The organism is Sphingobium mellinum (assembly GCF_037860795.1).
Classification (GTDB): domain Bacteria; phylum Pseudomonadota; class Alphaproteobacteria; order Sphingomonadales; family Sphingomonadaceae; genus Sphingobium; species Sphingobium mellinum.
Genome location: NZ_JBANRK010000003.1, coordinates 104,813 through 120,714 on the forward strand (window position 1 = coordinate 104,813; position 15,902 = coordinate 120,714).

A 15,902-nucleotide genomic window follows, 5' to 3' on the forward strand; every position below is an offset into this window, starting at 1 on the left:
GACCGTCAGCCTTCCTCACCATCGGTCGAGGCGCCGGAAGTATCGGCTTTCGCGGCCGGCTTGGCGTTGCCCTGGTTTTCCGGCAGGCGCAGGACGAAACGGTCGGGATCGCGCATGTCGAACTTCACGATGCCGCGCCCGAGCAGCCGGTTGATGCCATCCATGCGGGCGAAATTGACGAGCGCGGTGGCAGAAGCGCGATCACCTTCCGGCAGCGAGAGCGTTTCACCCGACTGAAAGCGCAGATCCCAGCGACGGTCCCCGACCCAGGTCGCGCCGGCCAGCATGGGCTTGAGCGCCGGCGCGTTTTCCATGAGCTTGTTGAGATTGGCCGTTTCCCTGTTGGCGTTGGGCCCCACCACCAGCGGCAGATCGGGCATCGCGCCGGGCGACACGGGTTGCAGCACCACGCCCGCCACGTCGATCAGGTGCAGTTGTCCGTCATGCTGCCACACCGCGACCGGATCACGCTCGACAATGTCGACCACCAGCGTGTCGGGCAGGCGACGCGATATGCGCGCATCCTTGACCCAGCCGAGCTTCAGCATCTCGCCGCGCACCTTGGGCAGATCGAGCGCGAGCATCGACCGGTTCACCTGACCGAGCGCGATATTGTAGATCGGCAGTTCGTCCATCCGCTCGACGCCGCGCACTTCGACCTTCTGCACCTCGAAGCCCGCGCTGGAGGCGATTTCCGCCGCCTTCTGCCCTGCCATGGCGGGCACGCCCAGCAAGGATGCGATGCCGACGACGATCGCGACGAACAGGCCGACGATCGCCCAGCTGGCCATGCGCTGCAGCATTTCGTCACTGATCGGCAGGGCGTGAAGCATGCGGCCGATCCAGGAGCGGCGCTTGGTCGGACGCCCACGCCCCGGCCCGTTGCGGCCGCGCGGGCCGGTCGTGCGCGTCAATCGCGCCGTTCCGCCGCGCCTGATGCGTGCTTCACCCATGGCCTGCCCCCTTTGCGCCCCGCTTGTGCCCAAGCGCGTCCTCGATAATACGCTCGACCAGCTCGGCATAGTCAATGCCCAGTTTCGCCGCCTGTTCGGGCACCAGGCTCAAAGGGGTCATGCCCGGCTGGGTATTGACCTCCAGCAGGTAGAGCCCGTCGATCCCCTGAGCGTCGTCCCAGCGAAAATCGGAGCGCGACGCGCCCTTGCAGCCGAGCAGCTGGTGCGCGCGCAGCGCGAGCGCCTTGCAGGCTTCGCCAATCTCCGGAGGGATGTCGGCCGGACAGACATGTTCGGTCATGCCGTCGGTATATTTGGCGTCGAAATCATAGAAACCGCTTTTGGGACGCAGCTCCGTCACCAGCAGCGCCTCGTCGCCCAGCACGGCGGTGGTGAGTTCGCGGCCGCGAATATAAGGTTCGGCCAGCAGCTCGTCGAAATGCTGCCAGGGTCCTTCTACATCCCGGCCGATGGGCGATCCATAATTGCCGTCGCGCGTCACGATGGCGACGCCAACCGAACTGCCCTCATTCACCGGCTTCACCACATAAGGGCGCGGCAATGGATCGCCTTCGAACAGGCTGGCGCTCTTCACGACATGCCCCCCCGGCATGGGGATGCCATGCGGAACCAGCGCCTGTTTGGTCAGCTGTTTGTCGATGGCGATGACCGAGGCCGCAAGGCTAGAATGGGTGTAGGTGAGGCCCATCAAGTCCATCATGCCCTGCACCGTGCCGTCCTCACCGGGAACGCCATGGAGCGCGTTGAACACGATATCGGGCTTCGCTTCGGTGAGCCGCAGCGCGACATCGCGGCCCATGTCGATGCGCGTGACCGTGTGACCGCGCGATTCCAACGCCTTGGCAACGCCCTCGCCAGATGACAGCGAAACGGACCGCTCAGCGGACCAGCCGCCCATCAGGACGGCAACATGCCAGGGGCCACGGCTCACTTTGTCTTACCCACTGAAATTTCCTGATTAGCGTCGTCGGCAAACATGCCGACACGTTGAATTTCCGCGTCGTCGGCAAACATGCCGACACGTTGAATTTCCGCGTCGTCGGCAAACATGCCGACACGTTGAATTTCCCATTCGAGGTCGATGCCGCTCTTTTCCAGGACGCGGCGGCGGACTTCCTCGCCCAGCGCCTCAATGTCCGCGCTGGTCGCATCGCCGAGGTTAAGGAGGAAGTTGGTGTGCTTTTCGGATACCTGCGCGCCACCGATGCGCAAGCCACGGCAGCCGGCTTCATCCACCAGCTGCCACGCCTTGTGCCCGGTCGGGTTCTTGAAGGTCGACCCGCCGGTCTTGCTGCGGAGCGGCTGGCTTTCCTCCCGCGCGGCGGCGATGCGGTCCATTTCCGCCTGGATGGCGGCGGGATCGCCGGGCGCGCCGCGAAACACGGCGCTGACCACAACCGCCCCGTCGGGCAGGCTGCTGTGACGATAGGTGTAGCCCAGCGCCTGCGCGGGCATCGTCACGCGCTCACCAGTCCGCAGCACGACATCGCATTCGACCAGGATATCGCAGGTCTCGCGACCATAGGCGCCGCCATTCATCCGCACGAAGCCGCCCACGGTGCCGGGGATGGAGCGCAGAAACTCAAGGCCCGCTATGCCCGTGTCGCGCGCGGTGGACGAAACGAGAATACCCGAAGCCCCGCCGCCACAGCGCAGGCCGGTGGCATCGACCTGCTCCACAAGCGCGAAGGGCTTGCCAAGACGGATCACCACGCCCGGCACACCGCCGTCGCGAACGATCAGGTTGGAGCCGAGCCCCAGCGCCATTACCGGCACCGCCGGGTCCAGACCGCGCAGGAAATCGGACAGGTCCTCCGCATCCTTCGGTTCGAACAGCCATTGCGCAAAGCCCCCCGCCTTGAACCAGACGAGGGGGCCAAGCGGCGCATGAGCCTTGATCGAGCCGCGAACTGGAGGAAGGATCGTCGCCGTTGCCGTCAACCGCCCGCCTCCGCAAAGCCACGCGCTTTAGACATCAGGCCGCTTCCTTCGTCGCGACGGCGCTCGCCAGCCCGGCGGCCCATTTTGTGATGTCGCCCGCGCCCAGGCAGATGATCATGTCATCGGCCTGGCAGTCGGCGGCGATCACGCGGGCAAGGTCGTCCGCTCCCTCGACCGTGGAGGCGGAGCGATGGCCCCGGCGCTTGAGACCGGCCACCAGTTCGCCGCTGTCCACGCCCTCGATGGGCTGTTCGCCGGCCGGATAGACCGGGGCGGCATAGACGATGTCGGCATCGTTGAACGCCTGCTGAAACTCGTCCATCAGGTCACGCAGGCGGGTGAAGCGGTGCGGCTGAACCACGGCGATGACGCGGCCTTTCGCGCCTTCGCGGGCGGCGGCGAGCACTGCCTTGATCTCGACCGGATGGTGGCCATAATCGTCGATCACGGTCGCGACGCCGCCGGCGACGGGGATTTCCCCCACCTTGGTGAAGCGGCGCTTGACCCCGCCGAACTTGGCGAAGCCGGTCTGGATCGTCGCATCGTCAATGCCCATCTGAAGCGCCACGCCGATCGCCGCCATCGCGTTCAGCACATTGTGGCGGCCGGGCATCGGCATTTCGATCCCCTCGATCCGGCGAAGCGAGCCGTCGCGCTCGCGGATCTGCACGTCGAAACGGTTGCCGCCGGGGATTGGCTGGACATTTTCGCCGCGAATGTCGGCCTGCGCCGAAAACCCATAGGTGACGATGCGCCGGTCCTGCACGCGGGGCAGGATCGCCTGCACCTCAGGATGGTCGAGGCAGAGCATTGCCGCACCATAGAAGGGCACGTTTTCAACAAACTCGACAAAGGCGTCCTTCACCTTGTCGAAACTGCCATAATGGTCGAGATGTTCGGGATCGATATTGGTGACGACCGCCAGCGTGCCGTCGAGGCGCAGGAAGCTGCCGTCGCTCTCATCGGCTTCCACAACCATCCAGTCGCTCTTGCCCAGGCGCGCGTTGGAACCATAGCTGTTGATGATCCCGCCATTGATGACGGTCGGGTCCACCCCGCCCGCGTCCAGCAGCGCCGCGACCATCGATGTGGTCGTGGTCTTGCCATGGGTTCCCGCGATCGCGACGGTCGACTTCAGCCGCATCAGCTCCGCCAGCATTTCCGCGCGGCGAATGACGGGCACGCGCTTTTCCAGCGCCAGATCGACTTCGGGATTGCCCTTCTTGATCGCGGTGGAGGTCACCACCACCGCGGCATCGCCCAGATTATCGGCCTTGTGGCCGATCATCACGTCGATGCCCTTCTTGCGCAGCCCTTCGATCACATAGCCTTCGGCGACGTCGGACCCCTGAACCTTGTATCCCAGATTGTGCATGACCTCGGCGATGCCGGACATGCCGATGCCGCCAATGCCGATGAAATGGATCGTGCCGATGTCGGTGCCGACACCCTTCATGCGGGAACTCCCTGGAGATTGAGGCTGGTCGGCACCGGGCCGACGCGCAGCGGGTCATTGACGATGGGCGCCGGGCCGATGCTTTCCAGCAGATCGGCCATGTCGCGCGCGGCATTGGGGCGGCCACAGGCGCGGGCGCGCCGGGCGGCGTTCTGGAGCGCGCCTGGCTCCATCGCCATCTTCTGCATCTGCTTGGCGAGCTCGACCGCCGTGAAGCGCGCCTGCGCAATGGTGCGCGCGCCGCCCGCCTCGGTCATTTCGCGGGCGTTGACGGTCTGGTGATCGTCCATGGCGCTCGGCAACGGCACCAGGATCGCGGGACGGCCCGCGCAGGTCAGCTCCGCGAGCGTCGACGCGCCCGCCCGCGCGATCACCAGATGGGACCAGCTGAGCTTTTCAGGCACATCGTTGAAATAGGTCGCAAGGTCAGCGGGAATTTCCAGATCGGCGTAGATCTTGCGAACGCGCTCGATATCCTCGGCGCGACATTGCTGCGTCACCTGAAGACGGCGGCGCAGGCTTAATGGCAGCATGCCCAGGCCATCGGGCACCACGGTCGAAAGGATGCTGGCGCCCTGGCTGCCGCCGATCACCAGTACGCGGAAAACGCTTTCGTCGGTGAGCGCGGGAAATTCCTCCTCGCGCAATTGCTTCACTTCTTCGCGGACAGGATTGCCGACCAGATGCACCTTGCCGGCATATTTGTCGCGCAGGCGCTCGACCACCGGATAGGCAGTGGCGATCGCATCGACGCGGCGCGCCAGCAGGCGGTTCACCCGGCCCAGCACCGCGTTCTGTTCATGAATGGCGGTTGGAATGCCGTCTGCCAGCGCGCCCAGCAGCGCAGGCATCGCGGGGTAGCCGCCGAAGCCGACAACGGCGGTCGGGCGGAATGTCTCGTTCAGCCGCCGCGCCATGGCCCGCCCCGCCAGGATCGCCTTCAGCGCGCCCAGCCAGCTTTTCGGATTCCTGGTCATCCGCCCGGCGGGCAGCACATGGACCTGCGCCTTGTCGAAGATGCCGGGAATCTTGGCGCCGCGTTCATCGGTCACCAGCGCGACATGATGGCCACGCAGCATCAATTCCTCGGCCACGACGTGCGCCGGAATCATGTGACCTCCCGTCCCGCCGGCGGCGAGGACGAAGTGTCGGGAAATGCTCATCGACCACTCCATTTGACGACCGTGTGCCGACCCATGAAGGGGTTGCGCCGCGTGAACGCGAGCAGCAGGCCGACGCCGATACAAAGCGCCAGCATAGAGGAGCCGCCATAGCTGATAAAGGGCAGCGTCATGCCCTTTGAAGGAAATATCTGCGCATTGACGCCCATGTTGATGATCGCCTGCAGCCCGAACTGGGTGGTAAGGCCCGCTGCGGCCAGGATGGTGAAATTGTCGTCCTCGTCCAGCATGCGCAGCAACACGCGCACCACCACCGCGAGATAGACGCAGGCGATGGCGATACAGGCGAGCAGCCCGAATTCCTCGCCGATGACGGAGAAGATATAGTCGGTATGCGCTTCGGGCAGGCGGAATTTGTTCTGGCCCCCGCCCGGCCCCACGCCTGTGAACCCGCCATGGGTGATGGTGCGAAAGGCCAGCTCCGTCTGGTCGGGCCCGCTATCCTGCGCCGCGCCGATGCCCAGGAAGTCGTTGATGCGCTGGCGCCCATTTTCATAGAACATGTACATCACCACCAGCCCGGCGAGGCCGGCGCCGGCAAGACCGCCGATCGCCTTCATCGGCACGCCCGACAACAGGAGCAGGCAGCTCCAGCAGGCGAGGAAAATCACCGTCTGTCCGAAATCCGGCTGCTTCATGAGGATGGCGGCAATCAGTGCGGTCAGCACCCCGGTGAGCGGGATGACGGGCAGGCTCACGTCCTTGCCGCGCAGTGACAGCAGCCAGGCCGTGGAGACGACATAGACCGGCTTCAGGAATTCCGAGGGCTGGAACCGGAAACCGGGCAGATCGATCCAGCGCCTCGCGCCGTTCACCGTCGATCCCAGCAGGGGAACGCACAACAGCATCAGGAAGAAAAAGACCGAGAGGAACAAGGCCAGCCGGCGCGCTTGCTGACGCGGCAGCATGGAAATGACGAGCATGATCGGCAGGCCGATGAACACCCACATCAGCTGGCGATAGAAATAGATGAGCGGAGTCACCGAGACGGTGCTGGTGGACCGATCGATAGCCGCGACCGGCGATGCGGCGGCCACGGCGACGAGGCCGATCGCCATCAATGCGACAATCAGCGACAGAAGGAGCCGGTCGATCTCCCAGAACCAAATCGCAAGCGCCGTGCGCTCGCGCGGAACGGTGCGGTTCCTGAACCCCTTCACAAGTTCGCCTGGCCTGAACATAGCCTGTGCCCCCTCTTCGCCCGCCTCAGCCGTCCATGTCGCCGTCTTCCAATGCCGCGACGGCCGCGACGAACGCATCGCCCCGGGCCTCGAAATCACGGAACTGGTCGAAACTCGCGCAGGCGGGCGACAGCAACACCACGTCCCCCGGCTGCGCCACCCGCGCGGCACGGCGGACGGCGGCCGACAGCATCTCGCTATCGTCCACCGCCATATGCGGACGCAGCAGGTCGGCAAACATATGGCCCGCTTCACCGATGGTATAGGCGTGGGCGATATTGCCGAAGTGCGGCGCGCACTCGTCGAGATTGTCCGTCTTGGCGAGGCCGCCGACGATCCAGTGAAGGCGCGGGCGGCCGTTGACCGGCGGATAGGCGGCCAGCGCCGGGGCCGTCGACGCGGGATTGGTCGCCTTGCTGTCGTTGACGTAGAGCACGCCGTTCAGCTCGCCGACCCGCTGCATCCGATGTGGCAGGCTGGCATAGCTTTGCAGGGCCTGGCCGATGATCGCGACATCGATTCCGAGCGCGCGACCGACCGCGATCGCGACGGCCGCGTTCTGGGCATTATGCGGGCCTTGCAGCGCGGGCCAGCCAGCCTGGGCAGCGGAGTCGATGTCGCTCGCCTTTACCTCTACGCGGCGAGCGCCCGGCGTGGCGGCAATGGAGCGGCTTGGGTCGTCGTCGGTGGCGATCACGGCGACATGATCGGCCGACTGCATCTCGAACAGCCGCGCCTTGGACGCCACGTAGCCGTCAAAGCCATTGTAGCGGTCCAGATGATCCGGGGTGATGTTGAGCAGCACCGCCACGTCGCAATCGAGGCTGTGCGTCAGGTCGATCTGATAGCTGGACAGCTCGAGCACATAGATGCCGCCTTCGGGCAGCGGGTCCTGACCAAGGATCGGCAGGCCGATATTGCCACCCATCCGCGTGGGAATGCCGGCCGCTTCAATAATGTGGTGGACAAGCGCCGTCGTGGTCGACTTGCCGTTGGTGCCGGTGATCCCGACGACGCGATGCGCCGGGAGCGTGGGGCGAGCCAGAGCGAACAACTCTATGTCGCCGATCACCGGCGTGCCGGCGAGCTTCGCCTGCATGGCGATAGGGTGCTGGTTGAGCGGAACACCTGGAGAAACCACTACGCCGTCGAAACCGGCCAGGTCGATTTCCAATGGGTCGGCGATCTCCGCCTTGTCGGCGGCGAGTGCGCGCGCTTCCTCCCGATTGTCCCAGGCGACAACGCCGGCGCCGCTGGCGACCAGCGCCTCGACCGTGGCCAGGCCGGACCGTGCAAGGCCCAATACCGCGTAGCGTTTCCCTGCGAAGGCGCTTGATACCAGCCCCATGCCGCTCACCGCAGCTTCAGCGTGGCGAGGCCAGCGAGCGCCAGCACGAAGGAGATGATCCAGAAACGGATCACGACGGTCGGTTCGGCCCAGCCAAGCTGTTCGAAATGATGGTGGATCGGCGCCATCCTGAATACGCGCTTGCCGGTCCGCTTGTAGAAGAAGACCTGAATGATCACCGACATGGCTTCTACCACGAACAGGCCCCCGATCACGCCCAGCACGATTTCATGATGCGCGGTAACGGCGATCACGCCGATCGTCCCGCCAAGCGCCAGACTGCCGGTATCGCCCATGAAGACGGCAGCAGGCGGCGCGTTGAACCATAGGAAGGCGAGGCCCGCGCCAATGATCGCGCCGCACAAGATGGTGAGATTGCCCGCGCCCTGGACATGCGGGATGCCCAGATAGGCGGCATAGTCGGCCCGCCCCACCAGATAGACGATCGCCATGAATGCCATGCAGGCGATGATCACCGGCATGGTCGCGAGGCCGTCAAGGCCGTCGGTCAGGTTCACGGCATTGCCGAACGCCACGATCACGAACGCCGCGAAAAGGAAGTAGAAAGGCCCCAGCTCGATCGCCGGACCATTGTAGAAAGGCAGGTAAAGCGCAGTGTTGCCATGCTGATTGACGATGAGCCAGGCGGCGAAGCCGGCGATCAGGAATTCGAACGCCAGGCGCATCTTGCCCGACAGTCCCTTGTGGCTGGCCTTCGTCACCTTGTCGTAATCGTCAAGAAAGCCGATCGCGCCGAAGCCGAGCGTCACGAACAGGCAGGCCCAGACATAAATAGAACTCAGATCCATCCACAGCAGTACCGACGTGATCATCGATGTCAGTATCATGAGCCCGCCCATCGTCGGCGTCCCGCGCTTGGCAAGATGCGTCTGCGGACCGTCATCGCGAATGGGCTGCCCCTTGCCCTGGCGCACGCGCAGCCAGCCGATGAAACGCGGGCCTACCAGCAACCCGATGATGAAAGCGGTGGCGATCGTCGCACCGGCGCGAAAGCTGAGATAGCGGACGAGGTTCAACACCCCCGCAAAATCCATGGTCTGGGCGAGCCAGTAGAGCATCAGTTCTTTTGTTCCCCAAGCGCCGCGACCAGCCGCGACAAGCCGATGCCGTTCGACCCTTTGACCAGGATCGCGTCGCCCGCGCGCATTTCCCTGACTATGAGGCTCGTCGCGGCCGCTGTATCGGGCACATGGTCAAATGCGACAACACCACTCACCGCGCTGGCGAGCGGTTTCATCTCATCCCCCACCAATATCGCATAATCTATGTTTGCCGCAGCGATCGGTTCGGCGAGGGCGGCGTGCAGCTCAAGACTGTGCTCGCCCAGTTCGCGCATACCGCCAAGAACGGCGATGCGGCGCGCCGCCTGCTCCTTGCCCAGTTGCTTGAGCGTCGCCGCCATGCTGAGCGGATTGGCGTTATAGCTTTCGTCGATCACCAGGGCCTCGCCACCCGCGACCGCGACCCGGCGGCGCTCGCCACGGCCCGGCAGCCCGGGCATTTCCGCAAGCGCAAGCCCCGCCGCGCCCAGGTCGCCGCCCAGCGCTTCCACGGCCGCCAGGACGGCCAGCGCATTGGAGACCCAATGCTCGCCCGGCGCGCCCACGGTGAAACACAGCTCCGCGCTCGGCAGCTTCGCGGTGACGAGTGTGCCGCCATTGGCCGCCGGCACCATGTCGCGCGCGCGGACGTCCGCCTCCTCATCGAAGCCGAAGGTCAGGATGCGCGCGGCGTGCTGCTCCGCCTTTTCATAGAGAATCGCCACATGGGGGCTGTCATAGGGGATGATCGCGGTGCCATCGGGCTCCAGCCCTTCGAAGATCTCCGCCTTGGCCTGCGCGATCCTGTCTTCGGTGCCGAAAAATTCGATATGGGCCGGCGCGATAGCGGTGACGATAGCGACATGGGGCCGTACCTGACGGGTAAGCTCTGCCAGTTCGCCGGCGTGGTTCATGCCCATTTCAAACACGCCAAAGGCCGAATCGCGGGGCATCCGCGCGAGGCTCAGGGGCACGCCGACATGATTGTTATAGCTCTTGACCGACCGATGCACCTCGTCCGGGCACATGCGGTCGAGCGCCTGGAACAGCGCTTCCTTCGTCCCCGTCTTGCCGACCGATCCGGTGACGCCGACGACCTTGCCCTGCATACGGGCGCGCGCGGCGCGGCCCAGCGCTTCCAGCGCGGCAGTGCTGTCCGGCACGAGCACATGAGGCTGGGCGATGGGTTCGCTGACAATCGCGCCGGCCGCGCCCTGGCCGAACGCCTTGTCAACGAAGCGATGGCCGTCCGTGCTTTCCCCCTTCATCGCGACGAACAGGTCACCGCCCGTCACTTCCCGGCTGTCGAAGGCCACGCCCGAAACGGCAAAGGGCGTCGAAGCGACGCCCCCCGTTGCCTCAACGATTTCCTGGGATGTCCAGAGCTTGCTCAACCCGCGCACTCCCGGGCCACGGTGACATCATCGAACGGCAGGACTCGGTCGCCGATGATCTGCCCTTGTTCATGCCCCTTGCCGGCCAGCAACACAATATCGTCGGCCCCCGCCTGGGCCAGCGCCGCCGCGATCGCCGCGCGGCGCCCGCCGATTTCCTCCGCGCCCGGCGCCCCGGCCATGATGGCAGCGCGGATCGCCGAAGGGTCCTCATTGCGGGGATTGTCGTCGGTGACGATGACATGGTCGGAAAGGTCGACCGCGACCTTGCCCATTTGCGGCCGCTTGCCCGGGTCGCGATCCCCGCCTGCGCCGAACAGCGTGATCAGGCGCCCACGCGTATGGGGGCGCAGCGCTTCTATGGCGGCGCGCAGGCCGTCGGGCGTGTGGGCATAATCGACATAGACGGGCGCGCCCGACCTGGCGATGACCGCCCGCTCCAGCCGGCCGCGCACCGGCTGCACCCGGCCGAGCAGGTCCAGCACCTTCGCCACATCCTCGCCGCCGGCGATCACCAGGCCGGCGGCGGTCAGCGCGTTCGCGGCCTGATAGGCGCCGATGAGCGGCAGGTTGACCTTGTAGGACGTGCCGCCCGCTTCGACTTCCAGCGTCTGGCCCAACTGGGTCGGGGTGCGGTTGGCAAGGCGCAGCGCCTGCCCCTGCACCCCGACGCTCAGCACACGAAGCCCCCGCTTCGTAGCCCGCTGGAGAACCTTGTCGGACCATGCGTCGTCGGCCCAGATGACCGCGGCGCCGTCGCTCGCCACAACCTCGTCGAACAGCCGCATCTTGGCTTCGAAATAGCTGTCCATGTCGCCATGGTAATCAAGGTGATCGCGCGACAGGTTCGTGAAGGCGGCGGCCGATACCGGCAGCCCTTCGGTGCGATATTGGGAAAGGCCATGGCTCGACGCCTCAAAGGCGGCGTGGGAGATGCCCTCGCGCTTCAGGCCCGACATGTTCGACAGGAAGGTGACGATGTCGGGTGTGGTGAGACCGGTCGACACCTGGTCGACCGACGTGGTGACGCCCAGCGTACCGATAGAGGCGGAATGATGGCCCAGCATCCGCCACAGCTGGCGGGCCAGCTCGACGGTGGATGTCTTGCCGTTCGTGCCGGTAACCGCGACGGTCACATCGGGGAAGGGCGCGAAATAGCGGGCCGCGAGCAGCGCGAACAGCCGACGCGGATTGGCATGGGCGATGTGCACCGCACCCGTGACCGTCGCCTCCGGCCGGGCGACGACCGCCACGGCGCCAGCGCGCACCGCATCGGCGATGAAATCCTCGCCATTCACCCGCATGCCCTGGAAGGCGCCGAAGACGGTGCCCGGTGCAACCTTCCGGTTATCGATCGCGAAGCCCGACACCAGTGCGTCGAGCGGCGCACCCGTGTCGAGCTTCGCATCCAGCCCCTCGATCAGCGACCCGAGGCGCATTTATTCCTTCTCCCCATCACCATGGAGCAGCGGCATAAGGTCCGAAATATCGACATCGCGGCGCTCGTCGGGCAGCACGCCGACCATCGGTCCGATCCGCTCGACAACCCGCTTCACCACGGGAGCCGCCGTCCAGGCCGCCGTGCGCAGGCCATATTGCCCCGTCGCCTCGTCCATCGTGACGAGGACCACGTAGCGCGGATTGTCCATGGGGAAGGCAGAAGCGAAAGTCGTCACCAGCGAAGTCTTGTTATACCGGCCCTCTTCGGCCTTTTCAGCCGATCCGGTCTTGCCGCCGACACGGTATCCCTTGGCATCGGCGCTGCGACCTGTACCCGCCGCGACGATCATGCGCAACAGCTGGCGCATCCGCGCGCTGGTGGCGGCGGAAAAGACGCGGCGTCCCTGCGGCACCTCATCCGGCTTGAGTTTGCGCAGGGTGGCGGGCCGCCACAGCCCGCCATTGACCAGCGCCGCATAAGCCGAAGCGAGATGCAAAGGCGTTACGGCGATGCCGTGGCCATAGGAAACGGTGAGCGTGGTGATGCGGCCCCAGTTGACCGGCCACAGCGTGCCGGCACGTTCCTTCAGCTCGATCGGCGCGCGCTCATTGAAGTGCAGCTCCCGAAACAGATGCTGCAGGGGCTCCGCACCCAGTTGGTCAGCAATGCGCGCGGTGCCGATATTGGAGCTGTGCACCAGGATTTCCGGCACATTGATCCAGCGCCCGAGCGGATGGTCGTCCTTGATATGGAAGCCCGCGATGGCCAGCGGCGCGGTAGCGTCGTAGGTCTTGGACATCGAGGTGACGACCCCCCGATCCATCGCCGCGCCAATCGACAGCGGCTTGAAGGCGGATCCGAGTTCGTAACGCGCCTGGACCATGTGATTGCACAGCGGCGATTCGCTACAGTTCTTCCCCGCGTAATTTTCCAGCTTGTTCGGGTCGAAGACGGGAATGGACGCCATGGCGATCACTTCGCCCGTATTGGCGTCCAGGATCACGCCGCCCGCGCCCTTGGCACGGGTCTGCACCAACTGGGCGTAAAGCTCGCTCTCCAGCGCGCCCTGCACGCGGCTGTCGATGGACATGAAGAAGGGCTGGCCGCGCAACGCCGGGTCGGTCAGCCGATCGTTGAACGCGGCCTCGACCCCCATGCCGCCCTTGCCGTCCGCGCCGGGAGCAAAGCCCAGCACATGCGCCGCCAGGGTCCGCTGGGGATACAGCCGTTCCTTCTCGCGCGGGAACTCTATCCCAATCTCGCCCAGTGCATTCACCGCCGCGACTTCCTCGGGCAGCGCGCGGCGACGCAGATAGGCCCAGCCTCTGCCGGTCAGCTTCTTGTGGAAATTGGCTTCCGGCTCGTCGGGAAAGATTTCATGCAGTTTGCGCGCGAGTTCAGCAGGGTCGCCGATCAGCCTGGATGGCCGCACCGCGATCGAATAGGCGTCCATCGTGCGCGCGAGCGGCACGCCGTTGCGGTCGACGATGTCGGCGCGCGCGGGCAGTAAGCCTGCCGCGCTGTCATCGCCGGTGCCGGCATGAGCGAAGATGCCGACCCATGTCAGCCGCAGGATCACCACCGCGGTTATGCCCATGAACAGGATCAGCAGCATCATCAGCCGATTATGCGCAATCGCCGTCAGGTCGACCCGCTGCTTGCCCGCCCGCGCGCCGCCCGGCTGAACGATGAGGGTTGCCATCAGCGTGCTCCCTTCTTGCGTTCGCGCGCCGCCTTGGCACTGATATCGCCCATGGTGCTGTCATCCAGCAACTTGGCGTCCAGCATCGCCATGCGCTCGGCCCGCCGCGCGACCGGGCTGGGCTTCGACACGTCGGCGTCGTCCTTCGCCTTTTCGGCTGGACTCTTCGACGGGGCCTTGGCGATCTCATCGACATTGTCGGCCGCGTGGGCTTCGCGAATGACGGCAATGTCGCTGCGGATCTGGCTGGCAGCAGGGCTGGCAGGCGCCGCCTGGGGCGCGGAGGGCAGATCGGCCGGGGTCTGCACCATCGCCACCATCACCGGCGGCGCGACATAGTCTGGGCCATTGGGCTGCACCCCGTCCAGATGCGCCAGCGCCTGTTCGCCCGCCAGATATTGCTGGGCGGTCGGCGTCGCATACATGAAATCGTCCTGATTCCAGCGTTCCAGCTGGCGCATGCTGGCTCGCGCGCTGAATTCCGTTTCCAGATAGCGGATGTCCGCCCGCGCCCGCACGATCTGCGTCCGGACCTTCATGAGCTCGTTGCGCTCGGTCGCGACCTTCAGCGAAACGAGATAGGCTCCCAACGCCCCCAGTGCCACAAGCAGGATCCAGATCAGGCTCTGCAATCTCTTGACCGCGATCATGGACGGGCACTCCGGGGAGGTACGGGGGCGGACGTACGAATGGCGCTGCGAAGCGTCGCGGACCGGGCGCGGGGGTTGCGCGCCAGTTCGGTTTCGCCCGGACGTACGGCCTTGGCGGGCTTGTGGAAGGTGGGCGCGTTGCCGGCCTTGCGTTCGGGCAGGTGGCGCGATCCCGCCCCCTCCCGACCGCTGCGGTTGCGCAGGAATTGCTTGACGATGCGGTCTTCCAGACTGTGGAAGGTAACGACGGCCAGCCTTCCGCCTTCCTCCAGGATCGCCTCGGCCGCCTCCAGGCCCCGCTCCAGTTCCTCGAGTTCACGATTCACATGGATGCGGATCGCCTGGAAGGTACGGGTTGCCGGGTCCTTCTTGTCATGCGGCTTGTGGCCAAGCGCCCGGCGCACAACGCTCGCCAGCTGGCCGGTGCGTTCCAGCGGTCGCGCCTCGACAATCGCGCGCGCGACGCGACGTGATCGCGGCTCCTCGCCATAGCGATAGAGGACATCCGCAATCTCCTGCTCCGGGGCAGTGTTCAGGAAATCGGCCGCGCTCATCCCGTTCTGGCTCATCGTCATGGCAAGCGGCCCGTCCGACTGGAAGGAAAAGCCCCGCTCCGGCCGGTCTAGTTGCATCGAGGACACGCCGATGTCGAGCGTCACCCCCGCGACCGCCATCACTCCCCGCTCGGCCAGCAACGCTTCCATGCGGGAAAATTCGCCGGCGATCAGCGTGATGCCCTTCTCGTCGGCAAAGGCCTGCCCTTCCTTGATGGCATCAGGATCGCGATCGAACGCGAACACCTTCGCCCCCTTTTCCGCCATCGCGCCGGAATAGCCGCCCGCGCCGAACGTGCCGTCGACATGAAGCTCGCCGGGTTTGATGGCGAGGGCGTCAAGCACTTCGTCAAGGAGGACCGGGATATGGCGCGCGGCATCTGTAACAGGGCCGGCGGACGCGCTCACTTGACGCCCCCCGCCGCCCGCTGGTCGAGCCAGCGGCGCACCTTGTTGCGGATCAGTTCGGGCCGGTCCTTGCTGTCGACCAGCGTTTCAGGCTTCCAGATCTGGATATAGCGGCCCACGCCATAGAAGAAGACAGCATCGGCGATGCCATATTCGTCCTTGATGTCGGGGTGCATGGCGAAGCGGCCGCCTTCGTCGAAATTCACTTCCTCGATCGTGCCGAGGCGGCGTTCCATCTCCAGGTCGGCATGATAGTCGCGGCCCTGGGCGCGCGCCTCGCGGGCCAGGTCCTCGACCTCGTCGAACAGGAAACGGCGGTGCGACTCGCCAAAGCCGGTGGCGCAGGGGTTGTCGCCATGGACCGAGAGATAGAGCCGGTTTTCATTGCCGCTGGAAAGCTTCACCTGCCGGCGCATCTCCAGGGGCAGCACGAACCGGCCCTTGCCGTCCGCGACGCTGAACGCGTTGCCCGTAAAGAGAATGACGTCCGACACTTTTGGATGCTGCCCCTCTGTTCGCAGGGGCGCAGGCCGTCGTCCACCAAACCGCGCTCGTCACGGCCTGGTGCACAGGACTAGCAAAGCCTGACAACCCCTATGGCTTTCAAATAC

At 65.5% G+C, this 15,902-nt stretch carries 14 protein-coding genes; all 14 read right to left on the reverse strand.

The annotated features are described in order from the left end of the window. Window positions 1-5 precede the first annotated feature (5 nt). Genes AAC640_RS07485 through AAC640_RS07550 form a run of 14 tightly spaced genes read right to left on the reverse strand, consistent with a single transcriptional unit; the run spans window position 6 to window position 15,785 of the window. On the reverse strand, window positions 6-953 hold the full coding sequence (locus tag AAC640_RS07485) for a cell division protein FtsQ/DivIB (protein ID WP_340265490.1): 948 nt from the start codon (window positions 951-953) through the stop codon (window positions 6-8). After that, a complete protein-coding gene (locus AAC640_RS07490; protein ID WP_340265491.1) occupies window positions 946-1,905 on the reverse strand; it encodes a D-alanine--D-alanine ligase in 960 nt (319 codons plus the stop codon). Before AAC640_RS07490 ends, AAC640_RS07485 begins: the two co-directional genes overlap by 8 nt. After that, complete coding sequence (gene murB / locus AAC640_RS07495) at window positions 1,902-2,915, reverse strand: UDP-N-acetylmuramate dehydrogenase (protein WP_340265492.1); 1,014 nt, start codon at window positions 2,913-2,915, stop codon at window positions 1,902-1,904. Before murB ends, AAC640_RS07490 begins: the two co-directional genes overlap by 4 nt. A gap of 34 nt (window positions 2,916-2,949) precedes the next feature. Further along, window positions 2,950-4,371 (reverse strand): UDP-N-acetylmuramate--L-alanine ligase, encoded by a 1,422-nt coding sequence (gene murC / locus AAC640_RS07500; protein WP_340265493.1) that lies wholly within the window; start codon window positions 4,369-4,371, stop codon window positions 2,950-2,952. After that, window positions 4,368-5,534, reverse strand: a complete 1,167-nt coding sequence (murG, locus tag AAC640_RS07505) for an undecaprenyldiphospho-muramoylpentapeptide beta-N-acetylglucosaminyltransferase (protein ID WP_340265494.1) — start codon at window positions 5,532-5,534, stop codon at window positions 4,368-4,370. Before murG ends, murC begins: the two co-directional genes overlap by 4 nt. After that, entirely contained in the window at window positions 5,531-6,733 is a 1,203-nt protein-coding gene (locus AAC640_RS07510; RefSeq protein ID WP_340265495.1) for an FtsW/RodA/SpoVE family cell cycle protein, read from the reverse strand. Before AAC640_RS07510 ends, murG begins: the two co-directional genes overlap by 4 nt. A gap of 25 nt (window positions 6,734-6,758) precedes the next feature. Beyond that, window positions 6,759-8,081, reverse strand: a complete 1,323-nt coding sequence (murD, locus tag AAC640_RS07515; protein ID WP_340265566.1) for a UDP-N-acetylmuramoyl-L-alanine--D-glutamate ligase — start codon at window positions 8,079-8,081, stop codon at window positions 6,759-6,761. A 5-nt stretch (window positions 8,082-8,086) separates the two neighbouring features. Next, window positions 8,087-9,160, reverse strand: a complete 1,074-nt coding sequence (gene mraY / locus AAC640_RS07520; protein WP_340265496.1) for a phospho-N-acetylmuramoyl-pentapeptide-transferase — start codon at window positions 9,158-9,160, stop codon at window positions 8,087-8,089. Next, entirely contained in the window at window positions 9,160-10,536 is a 1,377-nt protein-coding gene (locus AAC640_RS07525) for a UDP-N-acetylmuramoyl-tripeptide--D-alanyl-D-alanine ligase (RefSeq protein ID WP_340265497.1), read from the reverse strand. The genes mraY and AAC640_RS07525 overlap by 1 nt, the downstream gene beginning before the upstream one ends. Next, complete coding sequence (locus AAC640_RS07530) at window positions 10,533-11,975, reverse strand: UDP-N-acetylmuramoyl-L-alanyl-D-glutamate--2,6-diaminopimelate ligase (protein ID WP_340265498.1); 1,443 nt, start codon at window positions 11,973-11,975, stop codon at window positions 10,533-10,535. The genes AAC640_RS07525 and AAC640_RS07530 overlap by 4 nt, the downstream gene beginning before the upstream one ends. Then, on the reverse strand, window positions 11,976-13,679 hold the full coding sequence (locus tag AAC640_RS07535; RefSeq protein WP_340265499.1) for a peptidoglycan D,D-transpeptidase FtsI family protein: 1,704 nt from the start codon (window positions 13,677-13,679) through the stop codon (window positions 11,976-11,978). Further along, entirely contained in the window at window positions 13,679-14,329 is a 651-nt protein-coding gene (locus tag AAC640_RS07540) for a colicin transporter (RefSeq protein ID WP_340265500.1), read from the reverse strand. The genes AAC640_RS07535 and AAC640_RS07540 overlap by 1 nt, the downstream gene beginning before the upstream one ends. Continuing rightward, a complete protein-coding gene (gene rsmH / locus AAC640_RS07545; protein WP_340265501.1) occupies window positions 14,326-15,291 on the reverse strand; it encodes a 16S rRNA (cytosine(1402)-N(4))-methyltransferase RsmH in 966 nt (321 codons plus the stop codon). The genes AAC640_RS07540 and rsmH overlap by 4 nt, the downstream gene beginning before the upstream one ends. Continuing rightward, a complete protein-coding gene (locus AAC640_RS07550) occupies window positions 15,288-15,785 on the reverse strand; it encodes a division/cell wall cluster transcriptional repressor MraZ (RefSeq protein WP_340265502.1) in 498 nt (165 codons plus the stop codon). Before AAC640_RS07550 ends, rsmH begins: the two co-directional genes overlap by 4 nt. Window positions 15,786-15,902: the final 117 nt, after the last annotated feature.